Source organism: Sphaerotilus sp. (assembly GCF_013299175.1).
Lineage (GTDB): Bacteria > Pseudomonadota > Gammaproteobacteria > Burkholderiales > Burkholderiaceae_C > Sphaerotilus.
The window spans coordinates 16574-35779 of sequence record NZ_JAAFKF010000021.1 but is presented as its reverse complement, the minus strand read 5'-3'; the positions used below and the strand labels follow the sequence as shown (position 1 = coordinate 35779).

The window sequence follows — 19206 nt, the reverse complement described above, 5'->3', positions numbered from 1 at the left end:
ATGAAGGGATTACTCGACCTTTTCAAGCAGTTCACCCCGGATGAACACTTCGACGCGATCAAGATCGGGCTGGCCAGCCCGGAAAAGATCCGCTCGTGGTCGTTCGGCGAGGTGAAGAAGCCCGAGACGATCAACTACCGCACCTTCAAGCCGGAACGCGACGGCCTGTTCTGCGCCAAGATCTTCGGTCCCATCAAGGACTACGAGTGCCTGTGCGGCAAGTACAAGCGCCTGAAGCACCGCGGCGTGATCTGCGAGAAGTGCGGCGTCGAAGTGACGCAGACCAAGGTCCGCCGTGACCGCATGGGCCACATCGACCTGGCGGCCCCGTGTGCGCACATCTGGTTCCTGAAGTCGCTGCCGTCGCGTCTGGGCATGGTGCTCGACATGACACTGCGCGACATCGAGCGCGTGCTGTACTTCGAAGCCTATGTGGTGGTGGATTCGGGCATGACCCCGCTGAAGAAGTTCAGCATCATGTCCGAGGACGACTACGACACCAAGAAGCGCGAATACGGTGACGAGTTCACCGCGCTGATGGGCGCCGAAGGCATCAAGCAGCTGCTCGAAGAGATGGATCTCGACGTCGAGATCGAGAAGCTGCGCGGCGACATGACCGGCTCCGAGCTGAAGGTCAAGAAGAACTCCAAGCGCCTCAAGGTGATGGAAGCCTTCAAGAAGTCGGGCATCAAGCCGCACTGGATGATCATGCAGGTGCTGCCGGTGCTGCCGCCGGACCTGCGTCCGCTGGTGCCGCTGGACGGCGGTCGTTTCGCGACCTCCGACCTGAACGACCTGTACCGCCGCGTCATCAACCGCAACAACCGCCTGGCGCGTCTGCTGGAGCTGAAGGCCCCTGAAATCATCGTGCGCAACGAAAAGCGCATGCTGCAGGAAGCCGTCGACTCGCTGCTGGACAACGGCCGCCGCGGCAAGGCGATGACGGGTGCGAACAAGCGCGCGCTCAAGTCGCTGGCCGACATGATCAAGGGCAAGTCGGGTCGCTTCCGCCAGAATCTGCTGGGCAAGCGGGTGGACTACTCGGGCCGTTCGGTCATCGTGGTGGGCCCGACGCTCAAGCTGCACCAGTGCGGCCTGCCCAAGCTGATGGCGCTGGAGCTGTTCAAGCCGTTCATCTTCTCGCGCTTGGAGGCGATGGGCATTGCGTCCACGATCAAGCAGGCCAAGAAGGAAGTGGAATCGGGCACGCCGGTGGTGTGGGACATCCTTGAAGAAGTCATCAAGGAACACCCGATCATGCTGAACCGTGCGCCGACGCTGCACCGCCTGGGCATTCAAGCCTTTGAGCCGGTGCTGATCGAAGGCAAGGCGATCCAGCTCCACCCGCTCGTCTGCTCGGCCTTCAACGCCGACTTCGACGGCGACCAGATGGCCGTCCACATCCCGCTGTCGATCGAAGCGCAGATGGAAGCCCGCACGCTGATGCTGGCCTCCAACAACGTGCTGTTCCCGGCCTCGGGCGAGCCGTCGATCGTGCCGTCGCAGGACGTGGTGCTGGGTCTGTACTACGCGACCCGCGACCGCATCAATGCCAAGGGCGAAGGCATGATCTTCTCCGACACCATCGAACTCCAGCGCGCGCTGGACAACGGTGTGGTCGAGATCACCGCCAAGATCAATGTGCGCCTGACCGAGTACAGCCGCGCCTCGGCCGACGCCCCCTGGGTGCCCGAGACCAAGCTGGTGGAAACCACCGTCGGTCGCGGCCTGCTGTCCGAGATCCTGCCGAAGGGCCTGCCGTTCACCAACCTGAACAAGGCGCTCAAGAAGAAGGAAATCTCGAAGCTGATCAACACCTCGTTCCGCAAGTGCGGTCTGAAGGCGACGGTCGTGTTCGCCGACAAGCTGCTGCAGGCCGGTTTCCGGCTCGCCACGCGCGCCGGCATCTCGATCGCCATCGACGACATGCTGGTGCCGAAGGAGAAGGTCAAGCTGCTGGAGCGCGCCGAAAAGGAAGTCAAGGAAATCGAGCAGCAGTACGTCTCGGGCCTGGTGACCTCCGGCGAACGCTACAACAAGGTCGTGGACATCTGGGGCAAGACGGGTGACGAGGTGGGCAAGGTCATGATGGCCCAGCTCTCCAAGCAGAAGACCATCGACCGCCACGGCAAGGAAGTCGATCAGGAGTCGTTCAACTCCATCTACATGATGGCCGACTCGGGCGCACGGGGTTCCGCCGCCCAGATCCGACAGCTCGCCGGCATGCGCGGCCTGATGGCCAAGCCGGACGGCTCGATCATCGAGACGCCGATCACCGCGAATTTCCGCGAGGGTCTGAACGTTCTGCAGTACTTCATCTCCACCCACGGCGCCCGCAAGGGCCTGGCGGACACGGCGCTGAAGACCGCGAACTCGGGCTACCTCACGCGCCGTCTGGTGGACGTGACGCAGGATCTGGTGGTCATCGAGGACGATTGCGGCACCGACAACGGCATGGCGATGCGTGCCCTGGTCGAAGGCGGCGAAGTCATCGAAAGCTTGCGTGACCGCATCCTCGGCCGCGTCACCGCGATCGACGTGCTGCACCCCGAGACCCAGGAAGTGCTGGTCACCCGCGGCAAGATGCTCGACGAGGATCTCCTCGACGTGCTCGAATCCGTGGGCGCCGACGAAGTCAAGGTCCGCACCGCGCTGACCTGCGGCACGCGCTTCGGCATCTGCGCCAAGTGCTACGGCCGCGACCTCGGCCGCGGCGGCCTGATCAACATCGGCGAAGCGATCGGCGTGATCGCCGCGCAGTCGATCGGCGAGCCGGGCACGCAGCTCACGATGCGGACCTTCCACATCGGTGGTGCCGCGTCGCGTGCGGCCATTGCGTCGAGCGTCGAGGCCAAGTCCGAAGGCCGCATCGGCTTCAACAGCACGATGCGCTACGTGACCAACGCCAAGGGCGAGCTGGTGGTGATCTCGCGTTCCGGCGAAATCATCATCTCCGACCCGCACGGCCGCGAGCGCGAGCGCCACAAGGTGCCGTATGGCGCGACCTTGAACATCAAGGCCGACCAGCAGATCAAGGCCGGCACGATCCTGGGCAACTGGGATCCGCTGACGCGCCCGATCATCACCGAGTTCGCCGGCAAGATGCGCTTCGAGAACGTCGAAGAAGGCGTCACCGTGGCCAAGCAGGTGGACGAAGTGACGGGCCTGTCGACGCTGGTGGTCATCGACCCGAAGCGCCGCGGCTCCATCAAGGTCGTGCGTCCGCAGGTCAAGCTGCTGGACTTCGCCGGCCAGGAAGTGAAGATCCCCGGCACCGACCACTCGGTGACGATCGGCTTCCCCATCGGCTGTCTGATCCAGGTCCGCGACGGCCAGGACGTGATGCCCGGCGAGGTGCTGGCCCGCATCCCGGTCGAAGGCCAGAAGACACGCGACATCACCGGCGGTCTGCCGCGGGTGGCCGAGCTGTTCGAAGCCCGCACGCCCAAGGACAAGGGCACGCTGGCCGAGATGACCGGCACGGTGTCGTTCGGCAAGGAGACCAAGGGCAAGGTGCGCCTGCAGATCACCGACCCGGAAGGCCGTGTGTCCGAGGAACTCGTGCCCAAGGAAAAGAACATCCTGGTCCACGAAGGCCAGGTGGTCAACAAGGGCGAGTCGATCGTGGACGGCCCGGCCGATCCGCAGGACATCCTGCGCCTGCTGGGCGTCGAGGAGCTGGCGCGCTACATCGTCGACGAAGTGCAGGACGTGTACCGGCTGCAGGGCGTGAAGATCAACGACAAGCACATCGAGGTGATCGTTCGCCAGATGCTGCGTCGTGTGCAGATCGCCAACTCGGGTGACTCCACGTACATCGTCGGCGAGCAGGTCGAGCGTTCGGAGCTGTTCAACACGAACGAGCGCCTGCAACGCGAAGGCAAGCTGCCGGCGACGTATCTGGACGTGCTGCTGGGCATCACCAAGGCATCGCTGTCCACCGACTCGTTCATCTCCGCGGCGTCCTTCCAGGAAACCACCCGCGTGCTGACCGAAGCGGCCATCATGGGCAAGCGCGACGAGCTGCGTGGCCTGAAGGAAAACGTCATCGTGGGTCGCCTGATCCCGGCTGGCACGGGTCTGGCCTTCCACCAGGCGCGCAAGGCCAAGGAGTCGATGGACGACACCGAGCGCCGCGCCATCGCGATGCAGGAAGCGCAGGAAGCACTGGCGGCGGTCGATGCCGATGCCGCTTCTGGCGTCGATGTGCAGGGCTGACGCTTGACGGGATGACCTCGCACTGGCGCTGCTGGTGTGCGGTTTCCACCCCGAACACCCCGAGCTGGCTTGTCCACCTCGGGGTTTTTTACGCCCGGACACTGTTGCAAATGCTTTTGCATTAGCATGTGGGCATGGAACCCCGTGAACGCCAGACCCGCCAGCGCGACGCGCTCCTGCAAGCCCTGCAAGGCAGCGCCCGCGCGCTGACGCCGGTCGAACTGTGCGAGCTGGCGCAGCAGCAGGTCGCCACGCTGAACCTCTCCACCGTCTACCGGCAGCTCAACGCGCTGCAGGAGCTGGGCGTGGTGACACGGGTGGATCTGCCAGGGCAGTCGGCGCGCTACGAGGCCGCCTGCGAGCAACACCACCACGGCGTGGGCACGCACGGCGAGCAGGACCACCACCACCACCATTTCCACTGCACCCAGTGCGACCGCGTGTTCCCCATCCACGCCTGTCCCGGCACGATGTCCGAACTTGCGCCGCCCGGTTTCCAGGTCCAGCGCCATGACCTGACGCTGCACGGCCTGTGCGCCGACTGCGGCAGTGCCCCGGCCACAGGGAGTGCCGCATGTTGATGGCGAGCGCGGCGGTGCGGTGTGCGGGGGCGCTGGCGCTGGTGGCGCTGCTGTGGCTGGCGGTGGGCTGGGGGTTGTCGGCATGAGCGCGGCGGTGTTGACGCTCGACGGCGTGGGGGTGCGGCGCGGGGAACGCTGGGCGCTGGAAGGCGTCAGCGGCGTGATTCGGCGTGGTGCGATGACGGCCATCGTCGGCCCGAACGGCGCTGGCAAGAGCACGCTGCTCGACACGCTGGCGGGACAGATCACCCCGCAGCAAGGCCGCCTCACCCGCGCCGCCGGCGTGACCGTCGCCTACCTGCCGCAGAGTGCGCGCATCGACCGCAGCTTCCCCATCCGCGTCGGCGACGTGGTGGCGCTGGGCGCGTGGTCGCGCATCGGCCTGTGGAAGGCGCTCGGTGGCGGCCTGCGCCGCGAGGTGGCCGAGGCGCTGGTGGCGGTGGGGCTGGCGGGGTGTGAGCGCCGCGCCATCTCCGACCTGTCGGCGGGGCAGTTCCAGCGGGTGCTGTTCGCCCGGCTGATGCTGCAGAACGCCGACCTGATCCTGCTCGACGAGCCGTTCAACGCCATCGACGAAGCCACCACCGCCGACCTGCTGGCGCTCATCCACCACTGGCACGCCCAGGGCCGCAGCATCGTCGCCGTGCTGCACGACATGGCGCAGGTGCGGGCGCACTTCGACCAGACCGTGCGGCTGTCGCAGCGGGTGCTGGGCTGGGGGGCGACCGACGCGGTGCTGTCGGCCGACGAGGCCACCGCATGACGCTGCCGGGTCCGGGGGACTGGTCGGCCCTGCTGTTCCAGGGGATGTTCCAGCCCTTTGTCGAATTCGGCTTCATGCGCCGGGCGCTGGTGGCCGTGGTCGCGCTGGCGATGGGGGCGGCGCCGCTGGGCTGCCTGCTGGTGCTGCGCCGGATGAGTCTGGTGGGCGACGCGATGGCGCATGCGCTGTTGCCCGGCGCGGCGGTTGGCTACCTGATGGCCGGGCTGTCGCTCACGGCGATGAGCCTTGGGGGCTTCATCGCGGCGCTGCTGGTGGCCCTTGGCGCAGGCGCCGTGACGCGGCGCACCGGCCAGCGCGAGGACGCCAGTTTTGCTGCTTTCTACCTGATCGCGCTGGCGCTGGGCGTGCTGCTCATCTCCACCCACGGCAGCAGCATCGACCTGATCCACGTCCTGTTCGGCAGCGTGCTGGCGGTGGACGACGCGGCGCTGATCCTGGTCGCTGCCATCGCCAGCGTGACGCTGCTGGCGCTGGCACTGCTGTACCGGCCGCTGGTGGTCGAGAGCTTCGACGCGGTCTTTCTGCGCTCGGTGGGTGGCCCCGGTGCGCTGAGCCACAACGTGCTGCTGGTGCTGACGGTGGCGAACCTCGTCGGCGGCTTCCAGGCGATGGGCACGCTGATGGCGGTCGGTCTGATGATGGTGCCGGCCATCGCGGCGCGCTTCTGGGTGCGTGACCTGGGGCACCTCGCGCTGCTGGCGGCGGTGATCGCGGTGGTGTCGGGCTGGGTCGGGCTGCTGCTGTCGTTCCATGCCGAGTTGCCGTCGGGGCCGGCGATCGTGCTGGTGGCGGGTGGGTTCTACGCTGTGTCGCTGCTGTTCGGGCGACAGGATGGCTTGCTGCGGCGCCGGGCCACGCCATGACGACGCGCCGACACGGTCTGGTCGGTCTGGTCGGGGGGCTCGCCGCGGTGGCGTGGCCGCTGGCATGGGCACAGACACAGGACAGCAGCACCCGCCCGTTGCGCGTGGTCGCCAGCTTCTCGATCCTGGCCGATCTGGTCGCCAACGTCGGCGGCCCGGCGGTCGAGGTCCACGCCCTGGTCGGCCGCGACGCCGACGCCCACGTCTTCCAGCCCGCCCCCGCCGACGTGAAGCGCGTCGCGCAAGCCGACCTCGTGGTCGTCAACGGCCTGCATTACGAAGGCTGGCTGACGCGGCTGGTGCAGACCGCCGGGTTCAAGGGGCCGGTGCTGGTCTGCAGCGACGGCCTGACCCCGCGTCGCCTCGGCAGCGACACCGATCCCCACGCCTGGCAAGACCTCGCCAGCGCCCGCCACTACGTCGCCCGCATCCGCGACGCGCTGGTGCAGGCCCGCCCCGCGCAAGCCGAGGCCCTGCGGCGCCGCGCCGCCGACTACACCGCCCAGCTCGACGCCCTCGACCGCCAGACCCGCGCCGACTTCGCCGCGCTGCCCGCCGACCGCCGCCGCGTGGTCAGCACGCACGATGCGTTCGGTTATTTCGCCGCGGCCTACGGCATCGAATTCCTGGCCGCCCAACGCTGGAGCACCGACAGCGAGCCGTCCGCCGCCGACGTGGCGCGGCTCATCCGCCAGCTCCGCCAGCAGCGGGCGGCGGCGCTGTTCGCCGAGAACATCGCCGACCCGCGCCTGATGCAGCGCATCGCCAAGGAGTCGGGCGCTGTCGTCGGCGGCACGCTGTATTCCGACGCGCTGTCGGCCCCTGGCACGGCGGCCGACACCTACCTCAAGCTGTTCCGCCACAACGCGCAAACGCTGCTGGCCGGACTGAAGGGCGTGCCCCGATGAACATGCAGCCGAACACCGCGACCGCCCATAACCTGTTGCAGGTGAACGCGCTCGGCTACCGCTGGCCGGGCGCGGCGGCCGAGGCGGTGGACTTGCCGCGGCTGGCGCTGGTTGCCGGGGAATCGCTGTTCCTGCGCGGCCCGAGCGGCTGCGGCAAGAGCACGCTGCTGTCGCTGCTGGCGGGGGTGCTGGTCGCCGATCGGGGCGAGGTGGCCTTGCTGGGGCAGGACTGGCGCGGGCTGTCCGCCGCGCAGCGCGACCGGCGGCGGGCGGACCACGTCGGCTACGTCTTCCAGCAGTTCAACCTGTTGCCCTACCTCTCGGTGCTGGACAACGTGCGCCTGCCGTGCCGCTTCTCGCGGCGGCGGGCGGCGCACAGCCCGGCGGGCGAGGCCGAGCGGCTGCTGGAGCGGCTCGATCTGGACCCGGCGCTGTGGACCCGCCCCGCCGCGCAGCTCTCCGTCGGCCAGCAGCAGCGCGTGGCCTGTGCCCGTGCGCTGATCGGCCAGCCGGCGCTGGTCATCGCCGACGAGCCGACCTCCGCGCTCGACGAAGCCCTGCGCGACCGCTTCATGGCGCTGCTGCTGGGCGCGTGCCGCGCCGCGGGCAGCGCACTGGTGCTGGTCAGCCACGATGCGCGGCTGGCGGTGCATTTCGAGCGGCACTTGGACCTAGGCCACGGCCCGGACGTGAAACCCCACACCGGGAGTGCCGCATGAACGCGCTGTTGTCCCTGGCCGCCCGCAGTGCGTGGAACCGGCGCTTCGTGCTCGGGCTGGTGGTGGCGTCGATCGCGCTGTCCACCTTCTTGCTGCTGGGCATCGAGCGGGTGCGGCAGGACGTGCGGCACAACTTTGCACAGGCCGTTTCCGGGACGGACCTGATCGTCGGGCCGCGCACGGGGTCCGTGCAGTTGCTGCTGTACGCCGTCTTCCACCTCGGTGGCGGCACGCAGAACATCCGCTGGGACAGCGTGCAGGCGCTGGCGCAACAGCGGCAGGTGGCCTGGGTCGTGCCGATTTCGCTGGGTGACACGCACCGGGGCTTCCCGGTGGTCGGCACCACGGCGGACTACTTTGTCCACTTCCGCCACGGCGAACAGCAGTCGCTGGCGCTGGCGCAGGGCAGGGCGTTCACGGACGCCGCCGTGCAGGTCCACGACGCGGTGGTCGGCGCCGAGGTGGCGCGGCGGCTGGGCCTCACGCTCGGGCAGCGGCTGGTGCTGAGCCACGGTGACGGCGCCTTCGCCGACAACGACCACACCGACGATCCCTTCACCGTGGTCGGCGTGCTGCAGCCCACGGGCACGCCGGTCGATCGCTCGGTCCACATCCCGCTGGGCGGGGTCGAGTCGGTGCATGGGGACTGGGTGGCCGGGATGCGGATGCCGCACGCCCAGGGCGCCCCGGCGCAGGAGCATGACCACGACCACGACCCCCATGACCATGACCTCACGCCCCGCAGCGTCACCGCCGCGCTGGTCGGCTTGAAGAACCGCGCCGCGGTGTTTTCGGTGCAACGCTGGGTGGCGGGGTACGGCGACGAGGCGCTGATGGCCGTGCTGCCCGGCGTGGCGCTGGACGAGCTGTGGACGGTGGTCGGCGCGGGCGAGCGGGCGCTGCTGGCGGTGAGCGTGCTGGTGTCGGTGGTGAGTCTGGCGGGGCTGGTGGCGGTGATCCTGGCCGGCTTGAACGAACGCCGGCGTGAACTGGCGATCCTGCGCTCGGTGGGCGCGGGGCCGTGGCAGATGCTGGGGCTGCTGGCGGTGGAGGGCGCGCTGGTGACGGGCTGCGGCGTGGTGCTCGGTGCGGTGGTCTGCTACGGGCTGATCGCGGCGCTGGGTGACTGGGCCGGGTTGCACTGGGGGGTGTCGCTGCGGCTCGGCTGGCCGGGGCCAGGGGAGTGGCTGCTCCTTTGCGGCTTGCTGATGGGGGGCTGGCTGGCGAGCCTCGTTCCGGGCTATCGTGCGTATCGCCTGTCGCTGGCCGACGGGCTGTCTCCGAGGATTTGAGGAACCGCACCATGTCGAATGCGCTGAACCGCCGTCTGCTCCTGGGCGTCCTGCTGGCGGCACCGCTGCTGGTCCAGGCCGCGACACCCACCAAGGCCGTGAAGCCGGGCGGTGTCCGCGAGATCAAGTGGGAAGAACTGGTCCCGCCCGGCTGGGATCCGACCAAGACGCTCAAGAGCAAAGGCGACCTCAACCGGCTGCAGGATGGCGATCCCAAGACCTCCGCGCTGATGCGCGAGGTCCGCGAGGTCTGGGACAACGCGCCGACCCGGCCCGAACTCGCCGGCCAGAAGGTCAAGCTCCCCGGCTACCTCGTCCCGCTCGAAGGCCAGAGCGGCGAGTGGAAGGAGTTCCTGGTCGTGCCGTACTTCGGCGCCTGCGTCCACTCGCCGCCGCCGCCGGCCAACCAGATCGTGCGCGTGAAGGCGGCAATCCCCGCCAAGGGGCTGCGCAGCATGGACACTGTCTGGGTCACGGGCACGATGCGCACCGAGCGCGGCGACACCGACATGGGGGTCAGCGGCTACACGATCGACGGTGCGGTGGTGGAGAAGTACGTGGAGCCGCCGTTGCCGCCTGCGACGAAGTGAAGTGAAGTGAGGGCGGGCGGGCGGCGAGGTGTTCAACGCCCCGCGCTGTCGTCCTTGAGCGCCTGCATCAGCACGTCCATGTCCAGCCGCGCATGGCGCGCATCGACGGCATGCAGCACCCCCTCGCGCCGCAGCGCCGACACCAGCCGGCTGGCGGTCTCGAAGGTCATGTCCAGCATCGCGCCCATTTCCTGGCGCGTCGGCATCCAGATCCGCCCCTGCGCCTCGCCGAACTCGCTGAGCTTGAGCAGCAGCCGCAGCATCCGGTGGCGCGCCGGGCCGCGGGCGAGTTCGGTCAGCCACTCGTCGGCGTCGTCGAGCGCCCGCTGCCAGCGTTTCATCAGGTCCAGGGTGATTTCCGGGTGAGTGGCGGAGAGTTCGTCGATCAGCGCCCGCGGAATCCGGCAGACCTGCACCTCGGTACACGCCACCGCGTCGGCCGCATAGGTCTGGTGCAGGATCGACTCCAGCCCGAGCAGGTCGGTGCGCCCGGCCAGCCGGAGGATGCGGCGCTCGCCGGCCTCGCTGGTGCGCTCCAGCCGCAGCACGCCGCTGCGCACGGTGAACACCGCGTTGCCGCTGTCCTGCGCGGCGTAGAGCCGCTGGCCGGGTTCGAGCGTCAGGTCGGCGATGCGGTAGTGGATCTGGGCCAGCGCCGCCTCGTCGAGCGCGCCGAACAGCGCGAACTGGCGCACCCCGCAGCTCGCGCAGACCTGGGCTTGCGGGTTGTAGGGACCGGGTGCTGCGTGCTGGGGGTAGAGCGGGATGGGCTGGACCATGGGCGGGCGGTCTCGGATCAGGAACGTTCGGACACGGGGTGGAGTATGGCGTGTCCGGACCCGTGCAGGGCTGACGCGTGCGGGGCGCACAGGTGCGGTGCGCGGAGGCGGTGGAACAGGGTGGCGTGCAATTTGCAACACGCTTGTTTTGGTTTTGTTTTGCATACACCGCTGGAGACGCCCCCATGTTCCGACGCCACATCCTCGCCTTGTCCTGGTTGCTCGCTGCCCTGGCCCCCGCCGTGTCGAACGCCCAGTCGGCGCTGGACGACATCACCGCCCGCAAGCAGATCAATATTGCCATCCCGACCGACTTTCCGCCCTACGGCTTCGTCAGCACCGACCTGAAGCCGCAGGGCCTGGACATCGACATGGCGAACTACATCGCCGCCAAGCTCGGCGTGAAGGCCGAGCTGGTGCCCGTGACCAGCGCCAACCGCATCCCCTACCTGCAGACCAAGAAGGCCGATCTCGTCATCTCGACGCTGGGCAAGAACGCCGAGCGCGAGAAGGTGATCGACTTCACCGCCGCCTACTCGCCGTTCTTCCAGGCGGTGTTCGCGGCCAAGGGCGTGGCGATCAAGTCCGCCGCCGATCTGGCCGGCAAGAGCGTGGCCGTGACCCGTGGCGCGATCGAGGACATGGAACTCACCAAGATCGCCCCCGCCAGCGCCGACATCAAGCGCTTCGAGGACAACAACGCCACCGTCTCGGCCTTCGTCTCGGGCCAGGTGCAGGTGATCGCCACCGGCGCCTCGGTGGCCGGCAACCTGATGGTGCGCAACCCGCAACTGGGCACCGAGTTCAAGTTCGTGCTCAAGGACTCGCCCAACTTCATCGGCGTGGCCAAGGGCGAGGACAAGCTGCGGCTGAAGGTCAACGAGATCCTGGCGCAGGCCAAGGCCTCGGGCGACCTCGACAAGATGGCCGTGCGCTGGCTGGGTCGGCCGGCGGGCGATCTGCCGCAGTGAGGCGCGGGCCATGGTCACGCTCGATTTCGGTGCCGTGCTGGTGGAGTGGCCGCTGCTGCTGCGCGGCGTGGGGATGACGATCGGGCTGACCGTGGTGGCCGCCGTGCTGGGGGCGGCGCTGGGCGTTGCCTGTGCCTGGGCGCGTCTGCATGGCCGCCCGCTCCTGCGCGCCGTGGCGGGGGGCTATGTGGAGCTGATCCGCAACACGCCGTTCATCGTGCAGCTCTTTTTTCTGTACTTCGGGCTGCCGGGGCTGGGGGTGCGGCTGTCGCCGGAGGTGGCGTCGGTGCTGGCGATGGTGATCAACCTGGGGGCCTATGCGGGCGAGATCGTGCGCTCGGGGCTGGAGAGTGTGCCGCGGGGCCAGATCGAGGCCGCCCGCAGCCTGGCGATGACCGACTGGCAGGTCTTCACCCGCGTGGTGTTGCCGCCCGCGCTGGGGCGGGTCTGGCCGGCGCTGGTGAGCCAGATCGTCATCGTGATGCTCGGCTCGGCGGTCTGCGGCCAGATCGCCACCGCCGAGCTGAGCTATTACGCCAACCTCATCCACAGCCGCAACTTCCGCGCTTTCGAGGCCACGATCCTGGCCACCGCCGCCTATCTGCTGCTGTCGATCGCGCTGCGCCAGACGCTGCACTGGCTGGGGCCGCGCTGGGTGTTCGGCCGGGTCGCGTCGCTGGGCTGGTCGGGCGGGGGGCACTGAGTTGGTCGATTTTTCCTTGTGGGACATCCTGCGCAACCTGCTGCTGGCGGCGCGCTGGACGGTGGGGCTGTCGCTGGTGGCCTTTGTGGGCGGGGCGCTGGTGGGCGGCCTGCTGCTGCTGGCGCGGCTGGCGCGCTGGCCGGGGGCGGCGGCGTTCGTGTCGGGCTACGTGCAGCTTTTCCAGGGCACGCCGCTGCTGATGCAGTTGTTCCTGGCGTACTTCGGGCTGGCGCTGCTGGGCTGGAACGTGTCGGCGTGGGGCGCGGCCAGCGTGGCGCTGACGCTGTACGCGAGTGCCTTCCTGTGCGAGATCTGGCGCGGCTGTTTCATGGCCATCCCGCGCGGTCAGTGGGAAGCGGCCGACAGCCTGGCGCTGAGCCTGGGCGAGAAGCTGCGCCACGTCATCGGCCCGCAGGCGCTGCGGCTGGCGATCGCGCCGACGGTGGGGTTTGCGGTGCAGGTCATCAAGGGCACGGCGCTGGCCTCGGTCATCGGCTTCGTCGAGCTGACCAAGGCCGGCTCGATGATCACCAACGCCACCTTCCGTCCCTTCACCGTGTACGCCTGCGTGGCGTTGATGTACTTTGCGCTGTGCTTCCCGCTGTCGCTGTGGAGCCGGGCGCTGGAGAGGAAACTGCAACGTGCCCACTGAGAACCCTGCGGCGTTGGCCGACCCGTCCACGCTGGTGCGCCTGCGCGGCCTGCACAAATACTATGACCGCCACGAGGTGCTCAAGGGCATCGACCTCGACGTGGCGCCGGGCGAGGTCATCGCGCTGATCGGCCGCAGCGGCTCGGGCAAGAGCACGCTGCTGCGCTGCATCAACGGACTCGAAGCCTTCCAGGCTGGCACGCTGACCGTGCAGGGCGCACCGCTGCAGCACGGCAACGCCGAGGCGATGCGCCGGCTGCGCCAGCAGGTCGGCATGGTCTTCCAGAGCTTCAACCTGTTCCCGCACCTCACCGTCGGCCGCAACGTGATGCTGGCGCCGTCGCTGGTGCAGGCCCGCGATGCATCGGCGGGTGAGGCGCAGGCGCGTGACCTGCTGCAGCGCGTCGGGCTGGCCGACAAGTTCGACGCCTGGCCGGACCAGCTCTCGGGCGGGCAGCAGCAGCGGGTGGCGATCGCGCGGGCGCTGGCGATGCAGCCGAAGGTGCTGCTGTGCGACGAGATCACCTCGGCGCTCGACCCGGAGCTGGTGGGCGAGGTGCTGCGCGTGGTCGAGGGGCTGGCCGACGAGGGCATGACGCTGCTGATGGTCACGCACGAGATGGGCTTCGCCCGCAAGGTGGCCGACCGGGTGGTGTTCATGCACGCCGGGCGCATCCACGAGGCGGGCACGCCCGAGGCGCTGTTCGGCGCGCCGCAGACACCGGAGCTGCAGCAGTTCCTGTCCGCGTTGCACTGAGGCTGCACCCGCGCGAGGGGGGTCGGTATCATGGCCGGTTGCCCTCGCGCCGCCGGAAGCTGCCTGCCATGCCCCTCGAATCCTCCAAGTCGCCCGTCACGGCGCCTGCTCGCCAGTCGCTGATTTCCGTCCGTGGTGCCCGTACCCACAACCTCAAGAACATCGACCTCGACCTGCCCAAGCACGCGCTGGTCGTGATCACGGGGCTGTCCGGGTCGGGCAAGTCGAGCCTCGCGTTCGACACGCTGTACGCAGAGGGCCAGCGCCGCTACGTCGAGAGCCTGAGCGCCTACGCCCGGCAGTTCCTGCAACTGATGGACAAGCCGGACGTGGACGTGATCGAGGGGCTGTCCCCTGCCATCTCCATCGAGCAGAAGGCGACCAGCCACAACCCGCGCTCCACTGTCGGCACGATCACCGAGATCCACGACTACCTGCGCCTGCTCTACGCCCGCGCGGGCACGCCGTTCTGCCCCGACCACCGCCTGCCGCTGGAGGCGCAGAGCGTCAGCCAGATGGTGGACGCCGCGCTGGCGCTGCCCGAAGAGACGAAGCTGATGGTGCTCGCGCCCGTTGTGCGCGACCGCAAGGGCGAGTTCGTTGAGCTGTTCGAGGGGATGCAGGCGCAGGGCTATGTGCGCTTCCGGGTCGATGGCCAGATCGTCGAGGCGGCTGACGTGCCGCCGCTGAAGAAGACCGAGAAGCATGACATCGACGTGGTGATCGACCGTCTGAAGGTGCGCCCGGATGCGCAGCAGCGGCTGGCCGAGAGTTTCGAGGCGGCGCTGCGCATCGCGGAAGGGCGTGCCCTGGCGCTGGAGATGGACACGGGCCGCGAGCACCTGTTTTCGAGCAAGTTCTCGTGTCCCGTGTGCAGCTACTCGCTGTCGGAGCTGGAGCCGCGGCTGTTCTCGTTCAACTCGCCGGTCGGCGCCTGCCCGAGCTGCGACGGGCTGGGGCATGTGAACGTGTTCGACCCGGAGCGGGTGGTGGCGTTTCCGACGCTGAGCCTGGGCAGCGGCGCGGTCAAGGGCTGGGACCGGCGCAACGGCTACACCTTCTCCACGCTGGAGAGCGTGGCGGCGCACTACAAGTTCGACCTCGACCAGCCGTTCGAGGAGCTGGCGCCGGCGCACCGGCAGGTGCTGCTTTACGGTTCGGGCGAGGAGGAGATCACCTTCGTCTATGCCGCCGAGGGCGCAGGCGGCAAGAAGCGCAGCGTCAAGCGCGCCCACCCCTTCGAGGGAATCATCCCCAACCTGGAGCGCCGCTACCGCGAGACCGACTCCTCCGCCGTGCGCGAGGATCTGGCGCGGTACCAGGCCAACAAGCCGTGCGCGGAGTGCGGCGGCGCCCGGCTGCGGCGCGAGGCGCGCAACGTGTTCCTGGCGGACGCGGGCGGCCTGCCGCAGAAGGCGATCTTCGAGGTCGAGCACGCCACGCTGTCCGACTGCCTCGCCTACTTCGAGGCGCTGCACCTCAAGGGCGCCAAGGCCGAGATCGCCGACAAGGTGGTGCGCGAGATCCGGGCGCGGCTGAAGTTCCTCAACGACGTGGGCCTGAACTACCTGAGCCTGGACCGCAGCGCCGACACGCTCTCCGGCGGCGAGGCGCAGCGCATCCGGCTGGCGTCGCAGATCGGCTCGGGGCTGTCGGGCGTGATGTACGTGCTGGACGAGCCGTCGATCGGCCTGCACCAGCGCGACAACGAGCGCCTGATCGGCACGCTCCGGCACCTGCGCGACCTCGGCAACAGCGTGCTGGTGGTCGAGCACGACGAGGACATGATCCGCGCCGCCGACCACGTCGTGGACATGGGGCCGGGCGCGGGCGTCCACGGCGGCCGCGTGATGGCGCAGGGCACGCCCGACGAGGTGGCCGCCAACCCCGATTCACCGACCGGCCGCTACCTCGCGCAGGTGATGCGCATCGAGGTGCCGGGACAGCGGCGGCGCTTGCAGGACCAGGCCGATCCGCGGGTGCTGCGCGTCGTCAATGCGCGGGGCAACAACCTGAAGGGCGTCACGGCCGAGATCCCGGTGGGGCTGTTCACCTGCGTCACGGGCGTGTCCGGCTCGGGCAAGAGCACGCTGATCAACGACACGCTCTACGCCGCCGTGTCGCGCAAGCTCTACCAGAGCCACCAGGAGCCGGAGGTCCACGACGAGATCGAGGGCCTGGAGCATTTCGACAAGGTCATCAACGTCGATCAAAGCCCCATCGGCCGCACCCCGCGCAGCAACCCCGCGACCTACACCGGCCTGTTCACGCCGATCCGCGAGCTGTTCGCCGAGATGCCGGCCGCCCGCGAGCGCGGCTACGGACCCGGCCGCTTCAGCTTCAACGTCGCGGGCGGGCGCTGCGAGGCGTGCCAGGGTGACGGCGTGCTCAAGGTGGAGATGCACTTCCTGCCGGATGTCTACGTGCCCTGCGACACCTGCCACGGCAAACGCTACAACCGCGAGACGCTGGAAGTCCTCTACAAGGGCAAGAACATCACCGAGGTGCTCGGCCTGACGGTGGAGGACGCGCACGCCTTCTTCAGCGCGGTGCCGGCGCTGGCGCGCAAGCTGCAGACGCTGCTCGATGTCGGCCTGGGCTACATCAAGCTCGGCCAGTCGGCGACGACGCTCTCGGGGGGCGAAGCGCAGCGGGTGAAGCTGGCGCTAGAGCTGTCCAAGCGCGACACCGGCCGCACGCTCTACATCCTCGACGAGCCGACCACCGGGCTGCACTTCGCCGACATCCAGTTGCTGCTGCAGGTGCTGCACCAGCTCTGCGAGGCGGGCAACACCATCGTGGTGATCGAGCACAACCTGGATGTCATCAAGACGGCGGACTGGCTGCTCGACATGGGGCCGGAGGGCGGGGCGGGCGGTGGGTTGCTGCTGATTGCGGGGACGCCGGAGGACGTGGCGGCGTGCGAGGGGAGCCACACGGGGCGGTTCTTGCGGGGGATGCTGAAAACGGCGGCGTGAAGATGCAATACAAGACGATTTCACTCTTTTCGGGCGGCATGGGACTGGACCTGGGGATGCACATGACCGGGCGGTTCGAGTTGCTGGCGGCCGTGGAGAAAGTCCCCGCCTTTTGCGACACCATGCGCCACAACATCCAGGCTGGTCGGCTGAGCGTCCAGACGAAGGTCTTCCAGGGTGACATTTCGAACATGGATCCGCTGGAGATCTTGCGTGCGGTCGGCCTGCAACCGGGGGAGCTGGATGTGCTGGTTGGTGGACCGCCGTGCCAGTCCTTCAGCACGGCCGGCAAGCGTGGCACGACACAAGACCCGCGTGGCACGCTGCTGTGGCAGTTCCTGCGTTTCGTCGAGGTCATGCGCCCGAAGGTCTTCGTGATGGAGAACGTGCGCGGCCTGATCTCGGCGGCGCTCAAGCACCGTCCGATCAATGAACGCGCGCTGAGGCCGCTGGAGCCGGAGGAAATGCCTGGTTCGGTGGTCCAGATGTTTGCCCGCGATCTGCAGGCGCTGGAGGGCACGCCGTACCACATGGATGCCTTCGAGGTGAACGCGGTCAATTACGGGGCGCCGCAGATCCGCGAGCGTGTCCTGTTCATCGGCAACCGCTACAACGCGCAGGTCGATTTCCCGGCGCCGACGCACCACAACCCGGCCGATGTCGAGGCCGATGTTCAGCCTGCCCAACGCTCCCTGCTGGAGGACGGCGCACCCGAGACCGGCTTGCCGTGGCAGTCCCTTGGGGATGCGCTCGACAACCTGCATGACCCTCAGCCCGTCATCATGGATTTCAGCGAGCGCAAGAAGTCTTTCCTCGCCCTGGTGCCGCCCGGTGCGAACTGGCGCAGCCTGCCCGAAGACCTCCAGCAAGCGTCGATGGGCAAGGCATGGCTGGCCAAAGGGGGGCGATCCGGGTGGTGGCGACGCCTGACGATGGCGTTGCCGTGTCCGACGCTGGTCACGCTGCCCAACCACGCCAGCACCTCGCTGTGCCACCCGACCGAGACCCGTGCGCTGTCGGTGCGCGAGTACGCCCGTGTGCAGGAATTTCCGGACAACTGGGTCTTCAAGGGATCGGTGGCCGAGCAATACACGCAGATTGGCAACGCGGTTCCGACACGGCTGGGCCGTGTGGCGGGCGATGTGGTGGCCGGGGCGCTCGACCAGCTCCAGCGGCGTGGCTGGACACCGTATCTGGACGCGCGGGAAGGCTATCGACTGGTCTATCTGCAGTCGCACGTCCGCACCCGCAAGTGGTTCAAGGACGGCAAGACGATCATCTGGGGCGACGACGAAGGAGACGATTCCCGTTACGCCGCACCCAAGACACAGCACCGCGTCCGAACCTTGCGCGCAACCTTGTCCCAGGAGCACTGAACCGATGGCCACCTCGCATACCGGCCTTCCGAAGAAGGTTCCCCCGACGGTGTTCAGCAAGCGGCAGGTACTGGCCGATCTGGTCGCCGTGGACCGCGACCCGCAGTCGCAGGCCCGCATCCTGGCGCTGGAAAATGGATTCCGCACACGGGTCCAAGCGCACGTCGCCTCGCTGCCGCTGACCAATGCGCGTCTGGGCGCCTTCAGCACCAGCCCGTTCGTTCTGCTGATCTACGCGCATCTGAAGCAGTTCACCCGCTTGAGCCAGTTGGAGAGCCACATCCCGGCCGCCAAGCTGTTCTCGTCGATCGAAACGTCTGCTGGCCGGATGATCGAAGACGTGGCGCTGCCCGTGTATGGCTGGCAGACCGTTCCCAGCGGGATGCACACCGCCAACTCGGCGTTGGACGGCAAGTGCCTGCACGGTGCTGTGCTCAAGGCCGTGACGCTCAAGAGTGGTCCGCGGTGCCTCAACGACGAGATGAGCGAGAACTTCGCCGACAACGTCGTCCAGCACGGGCCGGCTTGGCTGCAAGAGAATGGTGCTGCGCAACTGGAGTTCACCTACGGCGTGCTCTACGGAACCCGTGCGCAGTCGAACAAGAAGGACTGGCACATCCTGCGCAAGATCGCGGCCAAGCTGCCGGCCGACCATGTGATCCAGCCACCCGATCAACGCTGGGACTGCGGCTTCGCCCTCGGGACGCACCGCGCCACGGCGACCATCCGCATTGGCAAGGATTGGTGGACGTACCTGGGTGGTTCGGACCTGTGCCTCACCGAAGTGTGCGTGGCCTTGATTCGGGCTTGTGTGTCGCCAGGGGTGGCCGATCCAGCGGACCAAAACTACGCGATTTCTGACCTTGGGGCGTTGGTGGCGTGGCCCTCAGGACATCCGCCTGTCAACGTTCTGTGTCTGCAGGCCAGTCAGCTTCCTTGGCTCTTTCTTCTGATGGTGCATTTTTGTGATGCACTGCGGGATTGATGCCGCCGAAGCCTTCTACCGGCACTTCGGCTTCACCGCGCTGACGGATG

Annotated in this window: 16 protein-coding genes; 15 read left to right on the top strand and 1 reads right to left on the bottom strand. The window is 68.2% G+C overall.

The genetic code is table 11. The annotated features are described in order from the left end of the window. The 8 genes from rpoC (at position 1) to QZW52_RS05785 (ending at position 9955) form a co-directional block, all read left to right on the top strand. Positions 1 to 4218, top strand: coding sequence for a DNA-directed RNA polymerase subunit beta' (rpoC, locus tag QZW52_RS05820; protein WP_293996253.1), 4218 nt, complete (start codon positions 1 to 3; stop codon positions 4216 to 4218). 134 nt (positions 4219 to 4352) lie between these two features. After that, positions 4353 to 4799, top strand: coding sequence for a Fur family transcriptional regulator (locus QZW52_RS05815; protein ID WP_293996251.1), 447 nt, complete (start codon positions 4353 to 4355; stop codon positions 4797 to 4799). An 82-nt stretch (positions 4800 to 4881) separates the two neighbouring features. Beyond that, entirely contained in the window at positions 4882 to 5562 is a 681-nt protein-coding gene (locus QZW52_RS05810; protein ID WP_293996249.1) for a metal ABC transporter ATP-binding protein, read from the top strand. Then, positions 5559 to 6446 (top strand): metal ABC transporter permease, encoded by an 888-nt coding sequence (locus tag QZW52_RS05805; protein WP_293996247.1) that lies wholly within the window; start codon positions 5559 to 5561, stop codon positions 6444 to 6446. Before QZW52_RS05810 ends, QZW52_RS05805 begins: the two co-directional genes overlap by 4 nt. Beyond that, entirely contained in the window at positions 6443 to 7354 is a 912-nt protein-coding gene (locus tag QZW52_RS05800) for a metal ABC transporter substrate-binding protein (protein WP_293996245.1), read from the top strand. Before QZW52_RS05805 ends, QZW52_RS05800 begins: the two co-directional genes overlap by 4 nt. After that, positions 7351 to 8073: an ABC transporter ATP-binding protein gene (locus QZW52_RS05795; protein ID WP_293996243.1), complete on the top strand. Its 723-nt coding sequence runs from the start codon at positions 7351 to 7353 to the stop codon at positions 8071 to 8073. Before QZW52_RS05800 ends, QZW52_RS05795 begins: the two co-directional genes overlap by 4 nt. Continuing rightward, complete coding sequence (locus QZW52_RS05790) at positions 8070 to 9365, top strand: ABC transporter permease (protein WP_293996241.1); 1296 nt, start codon at positions 8070 to 8072, stop codon at positions 9363 to 9365. The genes QZW52_RS05795 and QZW52_RS05790 overlap by 4 nt, the downstream gene beginning before the upstream one ends. 11 nt (positions 9366 to 9376) lie before the next feature. Further along, on the top strand, positions 9377 to 9955 hold the full coding sequence (locus QZW52_RS05785) for a DUF3299 domain-containing protein (RefSeq protein WP_293996239.1): 579 nt from the start codon (positions 9377 to 9379) through the stop codon (positions 9953 to 9955). 32 nt (positions 9956 to 9987) lie between these two features. Here the strand turns inward: QZW52_RS05785 and QZW52_RS05780 are convergent, their stop codons facing one another. Further along, positions 9988 to 10734 (bottom strand): Crp/Fnr family transcriptional regulator, encoded by a 747-nt coding sequence (locus QZW52_RS05780; protein ID WP_293996237.1) that lies wholly within the window; start codon positions 10732 to 10734, stop codon positions 9988 to 9990. Between the two features lie 185 nt (positions 10735 to 10919). Here QZW52_RS05780 and QZW52_RS05775 point away from each other — a divergent pair, with 185 nt between their 5' ends. The 7 genes from QZW52_RS05775 to QZW52_RS05745 all read left to right on the top strand — a co-directional run bounded on the left by QZW52_RS05775 (position 10920) and on the right by QZW52_RS05745 (position 19156). Beyond that, on the top strand, positions 10920 to 11705 hold the full coding sequence (locus QZW52_RS05775; RefSeq protein WP_293996235.1) for a transporter substrate-binding domain-containing protein: 786 nt from the start codon (positions 10920 to 10922) through the stop codon (positions 11703 to 11705). Between the two features lie 10 nt (positions 11706 to 11715). Then, entirely contained in the window at positions 11716 to 12408 is a 693-nt protein-coding gene (locus tag QZW52_RS05770; protein ID WP_293996233.1) for an amino acid ABC transporter permease, read from the top strand. Position 12409: 1 nt separating this feature from the next. After that, on the top strand, positions 12410 to 13060 hold the full coding sequence (locus QZW52_RS05765) for an amino acid ABC transporter permease (RefSeq protein ID WP_293996231.1): 651 nt from the start codon (positions 12410 to 12412) through the stop codon (positions 13058 to 13060). 13 nt (positions 13061 to 13073) lie between these two features. After that, complete coding sequence (locus QZW52_RS05760) at positions 13074 to 13817, top strand: amino acid ABC transporter ATP-binding protein (protein WP_293996271.1); 744 nt, start codon at positions 13074 to 13076, stop codon at positions 13815 to 13817. Between the two features lie 68 nt (positions 13818 to 13885). Continuing rightward, the gene (uvrA, locus tag QZW52_RS05755) at positions 13886 to 16795 is read left to right on the top strand and encodes an excinuclease ABC subunit UvrA (RefSeq protein ID WP_293996229.1); all 2910 of its coding nucleotides are present in this window, start codon (positions 13886 to 13888) and stop codon (positions 16793 to 16795) included. A gap of 2 nt (positions 16796 to 16797) precedes the next feature. Next, entirely contained in the window at positions 16798 to 18171 is a 1374-nt protein-coding gene (locus QZW52_RS05750; protein WP_293996269.1) for a DNA cytosine methyltransferase, read from the top strand. A gap of 4 nt (positions 18172 to 18175) precedes the next feature. Continuing rightward, entirely contained in the window at positions 18176 to 19156 is a 981-nt protein-coding gene (locus tag QZW52_RS05745; RefSeq protein ID WP_293996227.1) for a PDDEXK family nuclease, read from the top strand. The last annotated feature ends 50 nt before the right edge of the window (positions 19157 to 19206 follow it).